Origin of the sequence: Pseudomonas sp. I3-I5 (assembly GCF_022699445.1) — a bacterium.
GTDB classification, from domain to species: Bacteria; Pseudomonadota; Gammaproteobacteria; order Pseudomonadales; family Pseudomonadaceae; genus Aquipseudomonas; species Aquipseudomonas fulva.
In genome coordinates, this window is record NZ_CP093940.1 from 3437588 (window position 1) to 3451453 (window position 13866).

Annotated in this window: 16 protein-coding genes and 1 pseudogene; 1 reads left to right on the plus strand and 16 read right to left on the minus strand. The window is 64.5% G+C overall.

Annotated elements, in window-relative coordinates:
• Positions 1 to 8 precede the first annotated feature (8 nt).
• The gene (locus MOP87_RS15280; protein ID WP_027915764.1) at positions 9 to 938 is read right to left on the minus strand and encodes a LysR family transcriptional regulator; all 930 of its coding nucleotides are present in this window, start codon (positions 936 to 938) and stop codon (positions 9 to 11) included.
• A gap of 115 nt (positions 939 to 1053) precedes the next feature.
• Between MOP87_RS15280 and MOP87_RS15285 the strand changes: the two genes are divergently transcribed.
• Complete coding sequence (locus MOP87_RS15285) at positions 1054 to 1311, plus strand: DUF2798 domain-containing protein (RefSeq protein ID WP_027915763.1); 258 nt, start codon at positions 1054 to 1056, stop codon at positions 1309 to 1311.
• Between the two features lie 71 nt (positions 1312 to 1382).
• Here MOP87_RS15285 and MOP87_RS15290 read toward each other — a convergent pair whose 3' ends face one another.
• The 15 genes and pseudogenes from MOP87_RS15290 to cobO all read right to left on the minus strand — a co-directional run bounded on the left by MOP87_RS15290 (position 1383) and on the right by cobO (position 13763).
• Positions 1383 to 1679, minus strand: a complete 297-nt coding sequence (locus MOP87_RS15290) for a hypothetical protein (RefSeq protein WP_242809768.1) — start codon at positions 1677 to 1679, stop codon at positions 1383 to 1385.
• An 854-nt stretch (positions 1680 to 2533) separates the two neighbouring features.
• Positions 2534 to 3085, minus strand: a complete 552-nt coding sequence (locus tag MOP87_RS15295; RefSeq protein ID WP_027913937.1) for a glutathione peroxidase — start codon at positions 3083 to 3085, stop codon at positions 2534 to 2536.
• Between the two features lie 46 nt (positions 3086 to 3131).
• Positions 3132 to 3254, minus strand: coding sequence for a hypothetical protein (locus MOP87_RS21765; protein WP_255212321.1), 123 nt, complete (start codon positions 3252 to 3254; stop codon positions 3132 to 3134).
• Positions 3251 to 4453: an MFS transporter gene (locus MOP87_RS15300; RefSeq protein WP_028686859.1), complete on the minus strand. Its 1203-nt coding sequence runs from the start codon at positions 4451 to 4453 to the stop codon at positions 3251 to 3253. Before MOP87_RS15300 ends, MOP87_RS21765 begins: the two co-directional genes overlap by 4 nt.
• Before the next feature lie 171 nt (positions 4454 to 4624).
• Positions 4625 to 4987: pseudogene (locus MOP87_RS15305) on the minus strand (glycosyl hydrolase); the annotation flags it as partial.
• Between the two features lie 22 nt (positions 4988 to 5009).
• On the minus strand, positions 5010 to 5732 hold the full coding sequence (locus MOP87_RS15310) for an adenosylcobinamide-GDP ribazoletransferase (RefSeq protein WP_027913934.1): 723 nt from the start codon (positions 5730 to 5732) through the stop codon (positions 5010 to 5012).
• Between the two features lies 1 nt (position 5733).
• Entirely contained in the window at positions 5734 to 6300 is a 567-nt protein-coding gene (cobC, locus tag MOP87_RS15315) for an alpha-ribazole phosphatase family protein (protein ID WP_088523269.1), read from the minus strand.
• Positions 6297 to 7352, minus strand: coding sequence for a nicotinate-nucleotide--dimethylbenzimidazole phosphoribosyltransferase (gene cobT / locus MOP87_RS15320; protein ID WP_181074142.1), 1056 nt, complete (start codon positions 7350 to 7352; stop codon positions 6297 to 6299). Before cobT ends, cobC begins: the two co-directional genes overlap by 4 nt.
• On the minus strand, positions 7349 to 7870 hold the full coding sequence (gene cobU / locus MOP87_RS15325) for a bifunctional adenosylcobinamide kinase/adenosylcobinamide-phosphate guanylyltransferase (RefSeq protein ID WP_242809770.1): 522 nt from the start codon (positions 7868 to 7870) through the stop codon (positions 7349 to 7351). The genes cobT and cobU overlap by 4 nt, the downstream gene beginning before the upstream one ends.
• Position 7871: 1 nt before the next feature.
• Complete coding sequence (locus tag MOP87_RS15330) at positions 7872 to 9326, minus strand: cobyric acid synthase (RefSeq protein ID WP_027913930.1); 1455 nt, start codon at positions 9324 to 9326, stop codon at positions 7872 to 7874.
• The gene (gene cobD, locus MOP87_RS15335; RefSeq protein WP_027913929.1) at positions 9323 to 10315 is read right to left on the minus strand and encodes a threonine-phosphate decarboxylase CobD; all 993 of its coding nucleotides are present in this window, start codon (positions 10313 to 10315) and stop codon (positions 9323 to 9325) included. Before cobD ends, MOP87_RS15330 begins: the two co-directional genes overlap by 4 nt.
• Entirely contained in the window at positions 10308 to 11216 is a 909-nt protein-coding gene (gene cbiB / locus MOP87_RS15340; protein ID WP_027913928.1) for an adenosylcobinamide-phosphate synthase CbiB, read from the minus strand. The genes cobD and cbiB overlap by 8 nt, the downstream gene beginning before the upstream one ends.
• The gene (gene bluB / locus MOP87_RS15345; RefSeq protein WP_169738685.1) at positions 11213 to 11869 is read right to left on the minus strand and encodes a 5,6-dimethylbenzimidazole synthase; all 657 of its coding nucleotides are present in this window, start codon (positions 11867 to 11869) and stop codon (positions 11213 to 11215) included. The genes cbiB and bluB overlap by 4 nt, the downstream gene beginning before the upstream one ends.
• Positions 11860 to 13155: a cobyrinate a,c-diamide synthase gene (locus tag MOP87_RS15350; RefSeq protein ID WP_059183703.1), complete on the minus strand. Its 1296-nt coding sequence runs from the start codon at positions 13153 to 13155 to the stop codon at positions 11860 to 11862. The genes bluB and MOP87_RS15350 overlap by 10 nt, the downstream gene beginning before the upstream one ends.
• On the minus strand, positions 13152 to 13763 hold the full coding sequence (gene cobO / locus MOP87_RS15355) for a cob(I)yrinic acid a,c-diamide adenosyltransferase (RefSeq protein WP_242809772.1): 612 nt from the start codon (positions 13761 to 13763) through the stop codon (positions 13152 to 13154). Before cobO ends, MOP87_RS15350 begins: the two co-directional genes overlap by 4 nt.
• Between the last annotated feature and the right edge of the window lie 103 nt (positions 13764 to 13866).

The following is a 13866-nucleotide window of genomic DNA, read 5'->3' on the forward strand; positions in this document are numbered from 1 at the left end:
CGGTTTTTTCATGTTGGCACTTGCCACTCGTCGCCCAGGTGGTCGCGCAGGTAGTGCATGAAGGCGTGTACCTTGCTCGTGAGTGCGAAGCGGTCGGCCACGCAGAGATAAACGTCCATCGGTGCTGTCTGCGCGTACGCCTGCCCGTCAGGGCCATGTTCGAACAGCGGCACCAGGGCACCGCAAGCCAGGTGCGGCCGGGCAATGAACGCTGCCAGGCGCGTGATGCCGCCGTCATGCACCGCCATCTGCGTTAGCGCATCGATGTCGTCGCAGATGAGCACGTCACCAAATTCGGGCTCCAGGCGCTGCCCATCACGCATGAATCCCCAACGCAACAGACGGCCATCGACCGGGTAGCGAAACACCAGACAGCGGTGATTGCGCAGTGCCTCCGGCGTCTGTGGTACGCCTGCACTGGCCAGGTACCCTGGTGCGGCACAGCAGACGAAAGGAATGCGGGCGATGTGCTTGGCTATCAGGTGCTCGTCCAACTGGGGCGTGATGCGCAGGCTGACATCGATACCTTCACGTGCGTGGTCAACCTTTCTGTCGCTCATGACCAGTTCAATCGAAATGCGCGGGTACAGCACGCTGAACGCGGGTATCAGGGGCGCCAGGACGTGACGACCGAACGCAGAGGTCGACGCGATGCACAGGCGACCTTGAGGTTCGCTTTCCGGGGTCATCACCGCTTGTTCAGCGCGCGCCAAGTCACGCTCTATCAGCCTGACATGCTTGTAGTACTGGGTGCCGGCGGGAGTCAGCGTCATACGCCGCGTTGTGCGGGTCAGCAAACGGACCTGCAAATGCCCTTCAAGCCGGGCCAGGTTCTGGCTCACAGCTGCTGGGGTAATGCCCAGGCTGCGGGCACCTGCTGCGATACTTCCGGCTTCGACGACCTTGATGAAGCTGCGGATGGCGTTGAGCAGGTCCATGCTGTGCCCTTGGGATTCGTAAGTTTTGCTTTATAAAGGAGTTAGGCGGAGCGGTCTACTGGTGAAGCGCAGTGGGTTGATAGGGTAAGGCCTCAATCGGACTCCAGGAGGTCGCATGACTGATGTCACTCAAAGCCGTCGTCGCAGGTTGCATGTGAATGCCACGCCGTATGTGTTTGCCTTTTACATGTCGGCCATCATGGCATTGCTGATGTGTTTCGTGATCACGGCAGCTAATGCCGGAATCGATCAGGATTATATGAGCAACGTACTGAAAGCTTATCGATTGGCGATGCCGGTAGCTTTTGTGTGCGTGTTGATTGTAAGGCCGATTGTGGGAAGGCTGGTTGCGATGACCGTGCATACGGCTTGAATGGCCGTGCAGCTGCTATCGTGAATAGGTAGATTAATCATCAGCAATCGCTATGCAGGGTACCCTCTTCACTAACCCCCTACCTGTAAATAACGGTCACTGCTATCGGTTTGGCTGTTGATCTTGATCTTGATCTTGATCTTGATCTTGATCTTGATCTTGATCTTGATCTTGATCTTGATCTTGATCTTGATCTTGATCTTGCTCTTGCTCTTGCTCTTGCTCTTGCTCTTGCTCTTGCTCTTGCTCTTGCTCTTGCTCTTGCTCTTGCTCTTGCTCTTGCTCTTGCTCTTGCTCTTGCTCTTGCTTTTGATCTCCGCGACTTCAGAAGGCCGAACGCAGGTCTTGCGGAGGGAGGTGACAGGCATGGATGCCTGTCAAGCGCTGGGCCCCAGGATGGGGCCTACAGCGCGGTCCACCTGGGAGCAAGACCGGAGTGAGGGAACCCCGAAGCGCAGCGTAGGGGCCGTATGAATGGAGCGCAGCCTTTTTTGGTTACTTTTTGTGGCGTTTGACAAAAAGTAACTCGCCGTAAGGGCGAAAAGGTGATTAAGCGTCCCCATCGCAAATGGACTATGCTCTCTTTCAATACCCACACCAACCCAATCAAACTTCAAACTTCAAAGCGTTGGCACATATATCGAGTTGGTATTCATTGGCGCGGGTGGCGCACAGTCACCCTTCCGCCCTTACGGCGGCTCACTTTTTGTCTTGTCAAAAAGTAAGCAAAAACCGCCTGCTCCTATCATCCGGCCCCTACGCTGCGCTCCGGGGTTCCCTCGCTCCGGGCTTGCTCCCGGGAGGACCGCGCTGCAGGCCCCATCCTGGGGCCCAGCGCTTGACAGGCATCCATGCCTGTCACCTCCCTCCGCAAGCCCTGCGCTCGGCCTCCTGAAGTCGCGATCTGCGCCGCCTGGGCTACCGCGCGCTTAGAAGCAAGAGCAAAAGCATTAGCAAGAGCAAGAGCAAGAGCAAGAGCCAAAACAGCGCATTTCTCTGAACTTGAGAGTTGAGCAGCTGCCCAACTTTCTGGATTACACACCACCCCTGTAGGAGCGGTCGGCCCGGTACCCCAGGAAGGCCGCCCCTACAAGCTACTGTGGGTAATTGGCTAAGTATACTTAAGCACCTTATATATACTTGCCACAGATCAACTATACAGCTCCATCACTGGAAGCCCCCATGCTCTAACAGGGACCGCTACTTGATCAAACCAAAAAGATCAGGGCTGCGAGGCGATAGCCTTCTCAATCGCTGTTCTAAACTCGACGTCATCCGGTTTCGTCAAACTCGAAAAACTACCAATCACCTTGCCCTGGCGATCAATTACATACTTGTAGAAGTTCCACTTGGGCGCACTGCTCTGCCTGGCCAATTCAGCGAACATCGGAATCGCATCCTTGCCCCGCACCGCCTGCTCCTTGGTCATGGTGAACGTCACACCATAATTCGCGTAACACACCTTCGCCGTCTTCTCGCTGTCCGCATCCTCCTGCTTGAAGTCGTTCGAAGGCACACCCAGCATCTCCAACCCACGGCCATGGTACTGCTTGTACACCGCCTCAAGCCCCTCGAACTGCGGCGCAAACCCGCAATAGCTCGCCGTGTTGATCACCACCAAGGGCTTGCCAGCAAACCGCTCGCACAAAGCGACCTCACCCTTGCCCCGCAACTCCGGCAACGAACCCTGCAACACGGCCGGGCATTCGGTCGCCCAGCTGGACGCGCTGGCCATCAACGCCAATACCGGCACCACCATCCACTTCACGCTCATGACATCTCGCTCCTGCTCGATCAACCTTGAACTGGCAGCGTAGTGCCTAACAGGCGCCCATGCCCAATTGCATGAGCGCCATGCCGCCCTCGTGCCACCCCCACCAGACCAGCGTCAGCACCAAAAGCGCCGCCACCGCGAGGGCGATACGGATCAGTCCAGGGCTCATGCCGCTGTTGCCTGCAAGCGTGCCACAGGCCGTTCACGAACCGGCCAGTTGAGCGCCGCAGCCAAGACACTCAGCAGGATCGCGATCTGCCAGACCAGGTCATAACTGCCAGTACGGTCATACACCACGCCTCCTAGCCAACCGCCCAGAAACGCCCCAAGCTGGTGGAACAGGAAGACGATACCGCCAAGCATCGACAAGTTGCGCACGCCAAAGACCGTCGCGACGGTACCGTTGGTGAGCGGTACGGTGGACAGCCACAACAGGCCCATCGCAATACCGAACAGGTACGCGCTGAAGGCACTCACCGGCGCCCAGAGAAACAGCACGATGACGACTGCACGCAGCAGGTAGAGCCCGGTCAGTAACCGTGGCTTGGACAGGCGCCCGCCCAGCCAACCGGCCGTGAACGTGCCCACGATATTGAACAGGCCCACCAGGGCCAGCACGGTCGTGCCCGTGGTGGCTGGCAGATGCTGGTCTACCAGGTACGCCGGCAGGTGCACCCCGATGAACACCACCTGGAAGCCACACACGAAAAAACCTAGCGCCAGCAACCAGAAGCCGGCATGCCCACAGGCCTCACGCAGCGCCTCGCCCAGGGTCTGCTCGTTGCCGTACGCGGGCAAGGGCCGGTCGCGCAACAGGCCTACCAACGGCACGATGAAGGCGACCAGCAGGCCCAGTACCAGCAAGGCGGCCGACCAGCCCAGCCATTGGATCAGGCCGAGGGTGCCGGGCAGCATGGCGAACTGACCGAACGAACCGGCGGCACTGGCAATGCCCATGGCCATGCTGCGCTTTTCAGGCGGCACGGCCCGGCCGACGACGCCCAGGATGACCGAAAAGGACGTACCCGACAGGCCGATGCCGATCAACAGACCAGCGCTCAGTGACAACGACCAGGCAGAATCGGCCATCCCCATCATCGCCAGGCCCACCGCATACAGCACGCCGCCCACCATGACCACCCGCGAGGCGCCAAGACGATCGGCCAACGCCCCGGCGAACGGCTGGGCCAGGCCCCAGATCAGGTTCTGCAAGGCGATGGCGAAGGCAAAGACCCCCCGACCCCAGCCGAAATCGGCGCTCATCGGCGCCAGGAACAGGCCAAAGCCGTGCCTGACGCCCAGTGACAGCGCGAGGATCAGCGCCGCCCCAGCCAACACCCATCCACTGGTTCGCCATACAGACGTCATTGTTATTGTCTCCAGCCCATCGCAAGGTCGTCAGGTGCTGCCGCTGATAAAACCTGATATTCCAGGGACGGTGACCGCCCTGTACGTCGAGTCATCAAGGAAGCATTTGGTTACAGCATGAACGCTGGAGCCGACTGACAGCAAGCAGGACATCAGCAGACGTCGCCATTGGTCTATGGCCAGTCGTTTGCGTATCGGTTCGAACGCCGGCGTCGCCTGCCGTGGCAGCGGGTCGGGCACCCCCTGGTCGATCGCCTGCCAGTAACGCCAGGGCACTTTGGCGGTACCCAATTCGTAATCCATCCCGTCCCAGCTGTCTTCGCGCAAACTGTAGAACGCCCAGTGCACGCGGTGCTGATCGAGCACGCCCAGTACGTCCTCCAGGTACTGCCGGCAGCCTGACAGGCGGCGCGTGCAGCCGAACTCGCCCACCACCAGGCGCGAATGGGGCACGTTCGTGGCATCGGCCCTGTTCAGCGGGGCCTGCAGGTACTGCGCCACGCGCTGGCCGTCCCCTTGCTGAGGCTGGCCGGAAGACCGCGCTGCCGCGATTTGCTCAGCGGATCACGACAAGGCCCAGCAGGACGGTGAGCTCAAGCAGTTCCAGCAGTGCACCTGCGGTGTCGCCCGTGGTGCCGCCCAGACGATTGCACATCACCCTGCGCAATGCCACGAACACGACCGCCGTCAGCACCATTGCCCAGCCGGTCAAAGCCAGGCCCAGGCCAGCACAGGTCAACAGTACCCATCCCGCTGCGCGGCGGGGCATGTGATCGGCCAGTGCCTGGCCTAACCCGCCAGGGCGCACATAGGGAGTACACAGGAACAACCCCAGCATCGCTGCTCGACCAATGACCGGTGCAAGCATCAGTTGCAGGCCAGCCCCCTGCTCGATCAGTGCCCACAAGGCGCAGAACTTGAGCAGCAGCACCAAAACCAGCGTCACCACCGCTGCCGGCCCGCTGCGCGGGTCCTTCATGATCTGCAGCGTGCGTTCACGATCACCAAACCCGCCTAGCCAGGCATCTGCGCTGTCTGCCAGGCCGTCCAGGTGCAGCGCGCCACTGAGCAGCACCCAGAGGGTCAATAGCAAGGCAGCATGCAGCGCCGCCGGAACGCCTTCGAGCCAGTGGCTGGCCAGCCACAGCACCAGACCGAACAGCAGCCCGACCAAGGGGTAGTACAACAACGAGCGGCCCACTTGGCGTGGCGTTGGCATGCCAGGCAAGGTGACAGGGAGGCTGCTTAGAAACTGCAGGGCAATCCAGAATGGCTGCATGCTAACCCTCCTCAGCCAGCTGGCCATCCTCGCCGACTTGCAAGCACACCCGTGCGCCATGGCCGACTTCCACCTGCAACAGCTGCGCCCTGGGCAGGCCCCGGGCGCGGGCCAGCAGCAGGCGCATGACACCCCCATGGGTGACCAGCAGTACGCGCTTGCCGGCATGCTGGCGGTACAACCCCTCGATGGCTGTCAGGACGCGCTGCGCAAACGCCTGGACCGGCTCGCCATTGGGCGGCGTATAGCCATAGGGGTCAGCCCAGAACTGCCCAAGCGCCTGTGCGTCGTGTTCCATGATCTGCAACGCCGTACGCCCTTCCCAATCGCCGAAATGCAGCTCTTGCAATGCAGGCTCGCGCTGCACGGGCAGGCCCAGCCTGGCGCCCAATTCATCGGCGAATCGGCCACAGCGCTGCAACGGCGAACTGACCAATGCCTGCCAAGGCCCTGCGTCGGCCACGGCAGCGCGCATTTGGGCCCAGCCCTTTTCGGTCAGGGCGTCATCGAGGCTGCCACGCAGGCCACCTTGCTCGGTTTCCCCGTGGCGCAGCAGGTCGAGCCTCATGCCGGGCGGTCCTCCACGGCAGCCTCGGCAAAGGTCGCCATCTGCGCGTGTAGCGCGCAGGCCAGCCGCAGCAAGGGCACGGCCAGCGCGGCACCGCTGCCCTCACCCAGGCGCAGCCCCAGGGCCAACAGAGGCTCGGCCTGCAAGGCGCTCAGCACCGCCTGGTGACCAGGCTCCGCACCTTGGTGGGCGAACAACAGCCAAGCGCGGCACTGCGGGTTGAGGCGCACGGCCACCAAGGCCGCCACGGTGCAGATGAACCCGTCCACCAGCACCGCCACACCCGCCTGGGCGCATGCGAGATAAGCGCCGACCAGCGCCGCCAGCTCGAAGCCCCCCACACAGCCCAGCGCACGCAGCGGCTCATCGGCCGCCAGGCGGTGCAAGGCCAGGGCTCGCTCGATGACGTACGCCTTGTGCTGCACGCCGGCGCTGTCCAACCCGGTGCCTGGCCCGCTCAATGTGGCTGGCGGACAGGCGAGCAGTACGCTGGCCAGCGCCGCCGCTGCGGTGGTGTTACCGATGCCCATTTCGCCGCCTATGAACAGCTGTGCACCGTGGGCCGCCGCCCGCAGCGCGCTGTCACGACCTGCCTGCAGGGCGGCGTGCAGTTGTGCCTCGCTCAGGGCGGGCTGTTGGGCAAAATTGGCCGTACCGGGGCCAAGGTGCAGGTGGCGAACGCCCGGCAATGCGAGCGTCGGGTCGACAGTGCCGAGGTCGACCACCTCCAGGGTGGCGTGCAGTTGGCGCGCCAGTACGCTGATGGCTGCACCCCCGCCGACGAAATTGCGCAACATCTGGCCCGTCACGGCCTGAGGGTACGCCGAAACGCCCTCCTCGACCACGCCATGGTCGCCCGCGAACAGGCTGATGGCGACGTGCTCCAGCGACGGCCGTTCGCAGCCCTGCAGGCCTGCCAACTGAATGGCGAGCGCTTCGAGCTGGCCGAGCGAACCGGCAGGCTTGGTCAATTGTTGCTGCCGCTCGCGTGCTGCGGCCATGGCCGCCTCGTCAAGGGGCTGGCAGGGCATCTGCCACCAGACAGGGTTCATGATGCAGGTCCTTTGAGCGTGAGTGGGAGGCCGGCGACCGTGAGGATCACCTGCTGGCAGCGTTCGGCCACCGCCTGATGCACGACACCGGCCAAGTCGACGTAACGTCGCGTCAGCTCGCCCATGGGCACCACGCCCAGGCCGGTCTCGTTACTGACCAGGATGATGTGGCCGGGCAGGTGCTCAAGGCAGTCCAACAAGGCATCACGCTCCTCGGCCAGCCGGCGCGGGTCGTCCAGCATGAGCAGGTTGGTCAGCCATAGCGTCAGGCAGTCCACCAGCAGGCAGCGGTCAACGGCCGCTTCGGCCTTCAGTACGGCGGCCAGGGCCAAGGGTTCTTCGATCAACCCCCACTCCACTGGCCGGCGCTGGCGGTGCAGCTGCACCCGCTCATCGAGTTCGCCATCCAGCGGTTGACTGGTGGCGATATAGGTCACGGTCAGGCCGCAGGCGGCTGCCCGCTGCTCGGCCAGGCGGCTCTTGCCAGACCGGGCTCCGCCGATCACGAACGTACGCACGTCAAGGTACTCCACACAATTGGCGCAGGCGCTGGGTGTCCAGGTGCTTGTCCACCAGGTCAGCCAGGCGTTCGATGTCGCGCTCGCGCAACGCCTCGTAGTCGATCAGTTGCACGTCTTCAAGCCCAGCCCAGCGCAGCAGGGCCGCGCAGGAGGCGCTGCCCTCGAACAACCCGTGCAGGTAAGTGGCCAACACCTGGCCGTCCGTGCTGATGGCACCCTCGCAGCGACCGTCGGCCAGGCGTATAGCTGGTTGCGCCAGCGCAGGGCCAGTGGTGACACCGGCATGGATCTCGTAACCGGTCACAGGCGATGCATCCAGGTGCAAGGTCCCGGCGACGTTGCGCAACTGCTTGTCGGCTTCCAGCACCGTGGCGTAGTCCAGCAGGCCGAGCCCGGGGCTGGAGCCTGCAGCGCCTTCCAGGCCCAGCGGATCGTGCACCTCGCGCCCAAGCATCTGCAGGCCGCCGCAGATACCGATCACCTTGCCGCCATAGCGCAGATGGCGTTCGATGGCCTTGTCCCAGCCGCGCGCACGCAGTTGCGCCAGGTCGCCACGGACACTCTTGGAGCCTGGCAGGATGATCAGGTCCGCTGGCGGCACCGGTTGACCGGGGCCGATGAACTGCAGGTCGACCTGCGGGTGCAGGCGCAGCGGGTCGAAGTCGGTGTGGTTGCTGATACGTGGCAGCACAGGCACGATCACCTTGAGCACACGCTGCTGCTTTTCGCCCTGGCGCCGGTCGATGCCGTCCTCGGCTTCAAGGTGCAGGTCGGTGACGTACGGCAGCACGCCGAGCACGGGTTTGCCGGTGCGCTGCTCCAGCCAGTCGAGCCCGGGTTGCAACAGGGCGATGTCGCCCCTGAAGCGGTTGATGACGAACCCTTTGACGCGCGCCTGCTCGCTGGGCGACAGCAGTTCGAGGGTACCGACCAGGTGGGCGAACACACCCCCGCGGTTGATGTCGGCGACTAGAATCACCGGGCAGTCCACAGCCTCGGCAAACCCCATGTTGGCAATGTCGCCAGCCCGCAGGTTGATCTCGGCCGGCGACCCTGCGCCCTCCACCATGACCACCGGCCAGCCCTGGCTCAGGCGCTGGTGCGAGGCCAGCACGGCCTGCATGGCGATGGCCTTGTAATCATGGTAGGCAACCGCGTTCATGCTGGTCACCGCACGGCCATGGATGATCACCTGGGCGCCGGTGTCGCTGTTGGGTTTGAGCAGCACCGGGTTCATGTCGGTGTGCGGCGCCAGGCGACAGGCTTGGGCCTGCACCGCCTGGGCCCGGCCGATCTCGCCGCCGTCGGCGGTCACGGCGCTGTTGAGGGCCATGTTCTGCGGCTTGAACGGCACCACGCCGATGCCCTGGCGCAGCAGCCAGCGGCACAGGGCAGTCACCAGGGTGCTCTTGCCGGCGTCGGAGGTGGTGCCTTGCACCATCAGGGTCGTCATGTAAGGTCCTTGCGGTAGGCACTGAGGGCTTGGGCCAATCGTCGTTCGTCCGCCTGGCTGGGCGGTAACCCGAAACGCAGGGCCGCCGGCTGCTCGAACAGGCGCACCAGCACCCCGTGTCGTGCGAGGTGATCGTGCAACCGGGCGGCATGCTCGCACCGCACGTACTGGAACAGGTCACAGCCGCCGGCGGGCGCCAGCCCTGCATGGGACAGCAAAGCCGCCAGGCGTTCGCTGGCGCCTGCACAGCGCTGGCGCTGCAGCTGCTGCGTGGCCAGGTCGGTCAGGCTGGCCTGGGCCAGCACCCGGCTGGGGCCGTTGATGGTCCACGGGCCGAGCAATTCGGCCAGGCGCTGCAGCACGCTGTGCTCTGCGGCCACGAAGCCCAGGCGCACACCGGCCAGGCCGAAGAACTTGCCGAACGAGCGCAGCACTATCAAACCCGGGCATTCGGCACGTTTGATCACAGTGTTTGCGGGGCTGTTGTCCATGAAGGCTTCATCGACCACCAGCCAGCCGCCGCGTGCTGCCAGGCGCTGATGCCACCCCAGCAGTGTGGGCGCAGGCACGACGCGGCCGGTGGGGTTGTTCGGATTGACCAAGACCAGCACGTCGAGGTTGTCGATCGCGTCGTCGACCTGGTGCTCATCCAGCTCAAGCAACGTGTGCCCAGTCCGCTGCCAGGCATAGGGGTGCTCGGCATAACAGGGTGTCAGCACTCCGACTCGGCTCGGGCTGCGTAACAGCGGCAGGGCCTGGATGGCAGCCTGTGAGCCCGCCACGGGCAGCAGTCGCGTGGCGCCGTAGTAGCTGCACGCCGCCTGCTCAAGGCCATCGTCTGTTTCCGGCAGGCGTGCCCAGGCTTCGATAGGGATCGGCGGTATCGGGAAGGACCAGGGCGCAATGCCACTGGACAGGTCCAGCCACTGCTCGCGGGCGATGCCATATTGCCGAACCGCACGCAGCAGCCGGCCTCCATGTTCAAGCATTCAGGTAAGCTCCCAGACACAACACCAACAGCCACAGCCATACCCCACGCTGCACCAGTGTCCAGCCGCCCTCGATGGCATCGGGGCTGGCCGCAGGGCCGTCGCCCAGGCGCGGGCGGTCGTGCAGTTGGCCGTGGTACACCGCGGGCCCGCCCAACTCGACACCCAGCGCCCCTGCCCCGGCCGCCATGACCGGGCCAGCATTGGGGCTGTCCCATAGCGGCCCCTGGCGGCGCCAGCAGGCCAGCGCCAGGCGGGTTTTGCCCAGCACTGCGTAGGTGAGTGCGACCAGGCGCGCCGGCACATAATTGAGTACGTCATCGATGCGCGCCGCGCACCAGCCGAAGCGCTCGAAGCGTTCGTTTCGATAGCCCCACATGGCATCGAGGGTGTTGCTCAGTCGATAAAGCACCACCCCTGGCGCCCCGGCCACGGCAAACCAGAACAAGGCGGCGAACACGGCATCGCTGCCGTTTTCCAGCACCGACTCGGTGGCCGCCCGCGCCACCGCCGTCTCGTCCAGCTCACGGGTTTCACGGCTGACCAGATACCCCACTCGCCGCCGTGCTTCTTCCAGATCGCCCTGGCGCAAGGCCGTGGCCACCGGCAGCACATGTTCGCCCAGGCTACGCAGCCCCAGGGCGCAGTACAGCGCCAGCACATCGACCAGCCAGCCGATCACCGGCAGCCAGGAGAGCATGAGGGCCAGCAAGGTCAGCGGCACCACGGCCAGGAACCAGGCGCTCACGCCATGACTGCGCCAACCGCGCCCGCCGGCATTGAAGCGCCGCTCCAGGCTGCTGGCCATGTTGCCGAAAGCGACCAGCGGGTGGCGCCGCCGCGGCTCACCGAGCAACGCATCCAGGGCCACACCGGCCACGCTCAGCAACGCCACGCTCATACGCCTTCTCCCCACCGGTTTTCAAACAGCATCTCGTGCAACGGTCGTTCTTCGGTCCAGCTCTGCATGACCAGCATGGGCGCAGGATAGAATGCCGCCACCGGCCCCAGGCACAGCACGGCCACGGGTTTGGCGCCGCTGGGCATGCCAAGCAACGCTGCCAGCGCCTGGGGATCGAACAGCGATACCCAGCCCATGCCCAGCCCTTCGGCACGGGCGGCCAGCCACAGGTTCTGGATCGCGCAGGCGAGCGAGGCCAGGTCCATTTCAGGCAGGGTGCGGCGCCCGAAAATGTGAGGCTCACGGTTGTCCATCAAGGCGGCGACCCATAGTTCGGCGCAATCGTTGATGCCCTCTACCTTGAGCTTCATGAATTCGTCCGAGCGCTCGCCCAGCGCTTGTGCAGTCAACGCCCGTTCGGCCTCCACCAGGGCCTGGATGCGCCCACGCAGGGCCCGCTCGGTGATGCGGATGAACCGCCATGGCTGCATCAAGCCCACGCTCGGTGCCTGGTGGGCTGCGCTGAGTAACCGTGTCATGACCTGCGGCGCCACCTCCCCTTGAGCGAAATGGCGCATGTCGCGCCGCTCGCCGATGGCGCGGTAGACCGCGGCACGCTCCTGGTCGCTGAACGCATGTTCGTTCATGGGCAGAGCAGCGCTGCGGCTGCCTCCGGGTTGGAGGGGAAGTAGAAGTGCACGTAGGACGCGGTCAGGCGGCCCAGGCGATAGACCGCTTCGTTGCCGCGCCCACCGTTGGGGCTCAACCCACGTGCCAGCGGCTCGAGCGCGGTGCTGGTCAAGGAGTGGTGGTAGGTATGGCCGCGCAGTATGCCCTCGGGCAGTTCGACCGCCTGCAGAGCCAGGGCCGCCAGGCGCTTTTGCATGGTCGCCTCCCCCGGCAGCAACCCAAGCAACTCGACCCTGTCCCCGGCCACGTCGGTCAGTGCGTCGAGCAGATACAGCATGCCGCCGCATTCGGCGAGCAACGGCTTGCCCTGGGCATGATGGGCGCGGATGGCCTGGCACATCGAGGTGTTGCGCGCCAAGGCATGATGGTGCAGCTCGGGGTAACCGCCGGGCAGGTACAGGCTGTCCACTGGGGGCAATTCGACGTCATGCAGGGGGGAGAAGAACTGCACCTGTGCGCCTAGACGGCGCAACAGGTCCAGGTTAGCGCCATAGAGGAAGGCAAAGGCTTCGTCGCGGGCCACACCGATACGTACGCCCGCCAAGGTGGCCTGGGCGGGTAACGGATCGGCCGGTTCGAAGGTGACCGCCGGTGGCAAGGCGGCATCGCAACTGGCGCCCAATGCCTGGGCGGCAGCGTCCAGGCGTGCGTCCAGGTCGTTCAACTCGCTGGCCTGCACCAACCCCAGGTGACGGCTGGGCAGTTCGATGCCGCGCTCGCGGGACAAGCCGCCATACCAACGCAGGCCCTCGGTGAGGCTGCCTTCGAGCAGTTGCGCATGACGCAGGCTGCCCACCCGGTTGGCCAGCACCCCGGCGAACGGCAGATCCGGCTGATAACGCGCCAGGCCCAGGGCCAGCGCGCCAAAGGTCTGGGCCATGGCCGTACCGTCGATAACCGCCAGCACCGGCACGCCGAAGTGACGTGCCAGGTCGGCGCTCGAAGGGGTGCCGTCGAACAGCCCCATCACCCCTTCGATGAGGATCAGGTCGGCTTCACCTGCCGCCTCCCAGAGCAGCCGGCGGCTTTCCTCGGCACCGATCATCCACAGGTCCAACTGGCAGACGGGGGCACCGCTGGCGCGTTCGAGAATCATGGGGTCGAGAAAGTCAGGCCCGCATTTGAACACCCGCACCTTGCGGCCCAGATTGCGGTGCAGGCGCGCCAGCGCGGCAGTGACCGTGGTCTTGCCTTGGCCAGAAGCCGGCGCGGCAATCAGGACGGCGGGGCAATGGCGGGCCTGGCTCACAGCTCGACGCCCTTCTGGGCACGGATACCGGCCTGGAAGGCGTGCTTGAGCATGCCCATTTCGGTCACGGTGTCGGCCAGCTCGACCATTTCCGGCTTGGCCGCGCGACCGGTGACGATGACGTGCTGCATGGGGGGGCGAGCCTGGATGTCCGATAGCACCTGGTCCAGATCAAGGTAGCCGTGCTTGAGCGCAATGTTGAGCTCGTCGAGCACCACGAACTGCACCGCAGGATCCTGCAGCAGTTGCGTGGAGACGGCCCATGCCGCTTCTGCCGCCGCAATGTCACGCTGGCGGTCCTGAGTTTCCCAGGTGAAACCCTCGCCCATCACGTGATAGCGCACCTGTTCGGGAAAGCGCCTGAAGAACAGCTCTTCGCCGGTACTGTTGCGGCCCTTGATGAACTGCACCACCCCGCACTGCATGCCGTGGCCCAGGGCCCGGGCAAGCATGCCGAAGGCCGAGCTGCTCTTGCCTTTGCCATTGCCGGTGAGCACCAGCAGCAGGCCGCATTCGTTGGGGGAATTGGCAATGCGTTCGTCGATGACCGCTTTCTTGCGCTGCATCCGTGCCAGATGGCGTTCGTCGCGCTCGGTGGCGTCGCTCATGGGAGGTTCTCCGCTGGCTGACACCACGATCGAGCGCCGTGTCAGGGAATGGGCAGGCAAACGGAGCGCGCGCAGGGGCATTGGCCAAGGCCAGTGGTCACCG

What these genes read in the sequence shown, in the direction of transcription:
- MOP87_RS15295 (WP_027913937.1), bottom strand. Translation starts at nt 3,085, where the DNA reads ATGAGCGTGAAGTGGATGGTGGTGCCGGTATTGGCGTTGATGGCCAGC.
- MOP87_RS15330 (WP_027913930.1), bottom strand. Translation starts at nt 9,326, where the DNA reads ATGACGACCCTGATGGTGCAAGGCACCACCTCCGACGCCGGCAAGAGC.
- MOP87_RS15290 (WP_242809768.1), bottom strand. Translation starts at nt 1,679, where the DNA reads ATGCCTGTCACCTCCCTCCGCAAGACCTGCGTTCGGCCTTCTGAAGTC.
- MOP87_RS15280 (WP_027915764.1), bottom strand. Translation starts at nt 938, where the DNA reads ATGGACCTGCTCAACGCCATCCGCAGCTTCATCAAGGTCGTCGAAGCC.
- cobC (WP_088523269.1), bottom strand. Translation starts at nt 6,300, where the DNA reads ATGAGGCTCGACCTGCTGCGCCACGGGGAAACCGAGCAAGGTGGCCTG.
- cobT (WP_181074142.1), bottom strand. Translation starts at nt 7,352, where the DNA reads ATGAACCCTGTCTGGTGGCAGATGCCCTGCCAGCCCCTTGACGAGGCG.
- MOP87_RS15300 (WP_028686859.1), bottom strand. Translation starts at nt 4,453, where the DNA reads ATGACGTCTGTATGGCGAACCAGTGGATGGGTGTTGGCTGGGGCGGCG.
- cbiB (WP_027913928.1), bottom strand. Translation starts at nt 11,216, where the DNA reads ATGAGCGTGGCGTTGCTGAGCGTGGCCGGTGTGGCCCTGGATGCGTTG.
- cobD (WP_027913929.1), bottom strand. Translation starts at nt 10,315, where the DNA reads ATGCTTGAACATGGAGGCCGGCTGCTGCGTGCGGTTCGGCAATATGGC.
- MOP87_RS15285 (WP_027915763.1), top strand. Translation starts at nt 1,054, where the DNA reads ATGACTGATGTCACTCAAAGCCGTCGTCGCAGGTTGCATGTGAATGCC.
- MOP87_RS21765 (WP_255212321.1), bottom strand. Translation starts at nt 3,254, where the DNA reads ATGAGCCCTGGACTGATCCGTATCGCCCTCGCGGTGGCGGCGCTTTTG.
- MOP87_RS15310 (WP_027913934.1), bottom strand. Translation starts at nt 5,732, where the DNA reads ATGCAGCCATTCTGGATTGCCCTGCAGTTTCTAAGCAGCCTCCCTGTC.
- cobO (WP_242809772.1), bottom strand. Translation starts at nt 13,763, where the DNA reads ATGAGCGACGCCACCGAGCGCGACGAACGCCATCTGGCACGGATGCAG.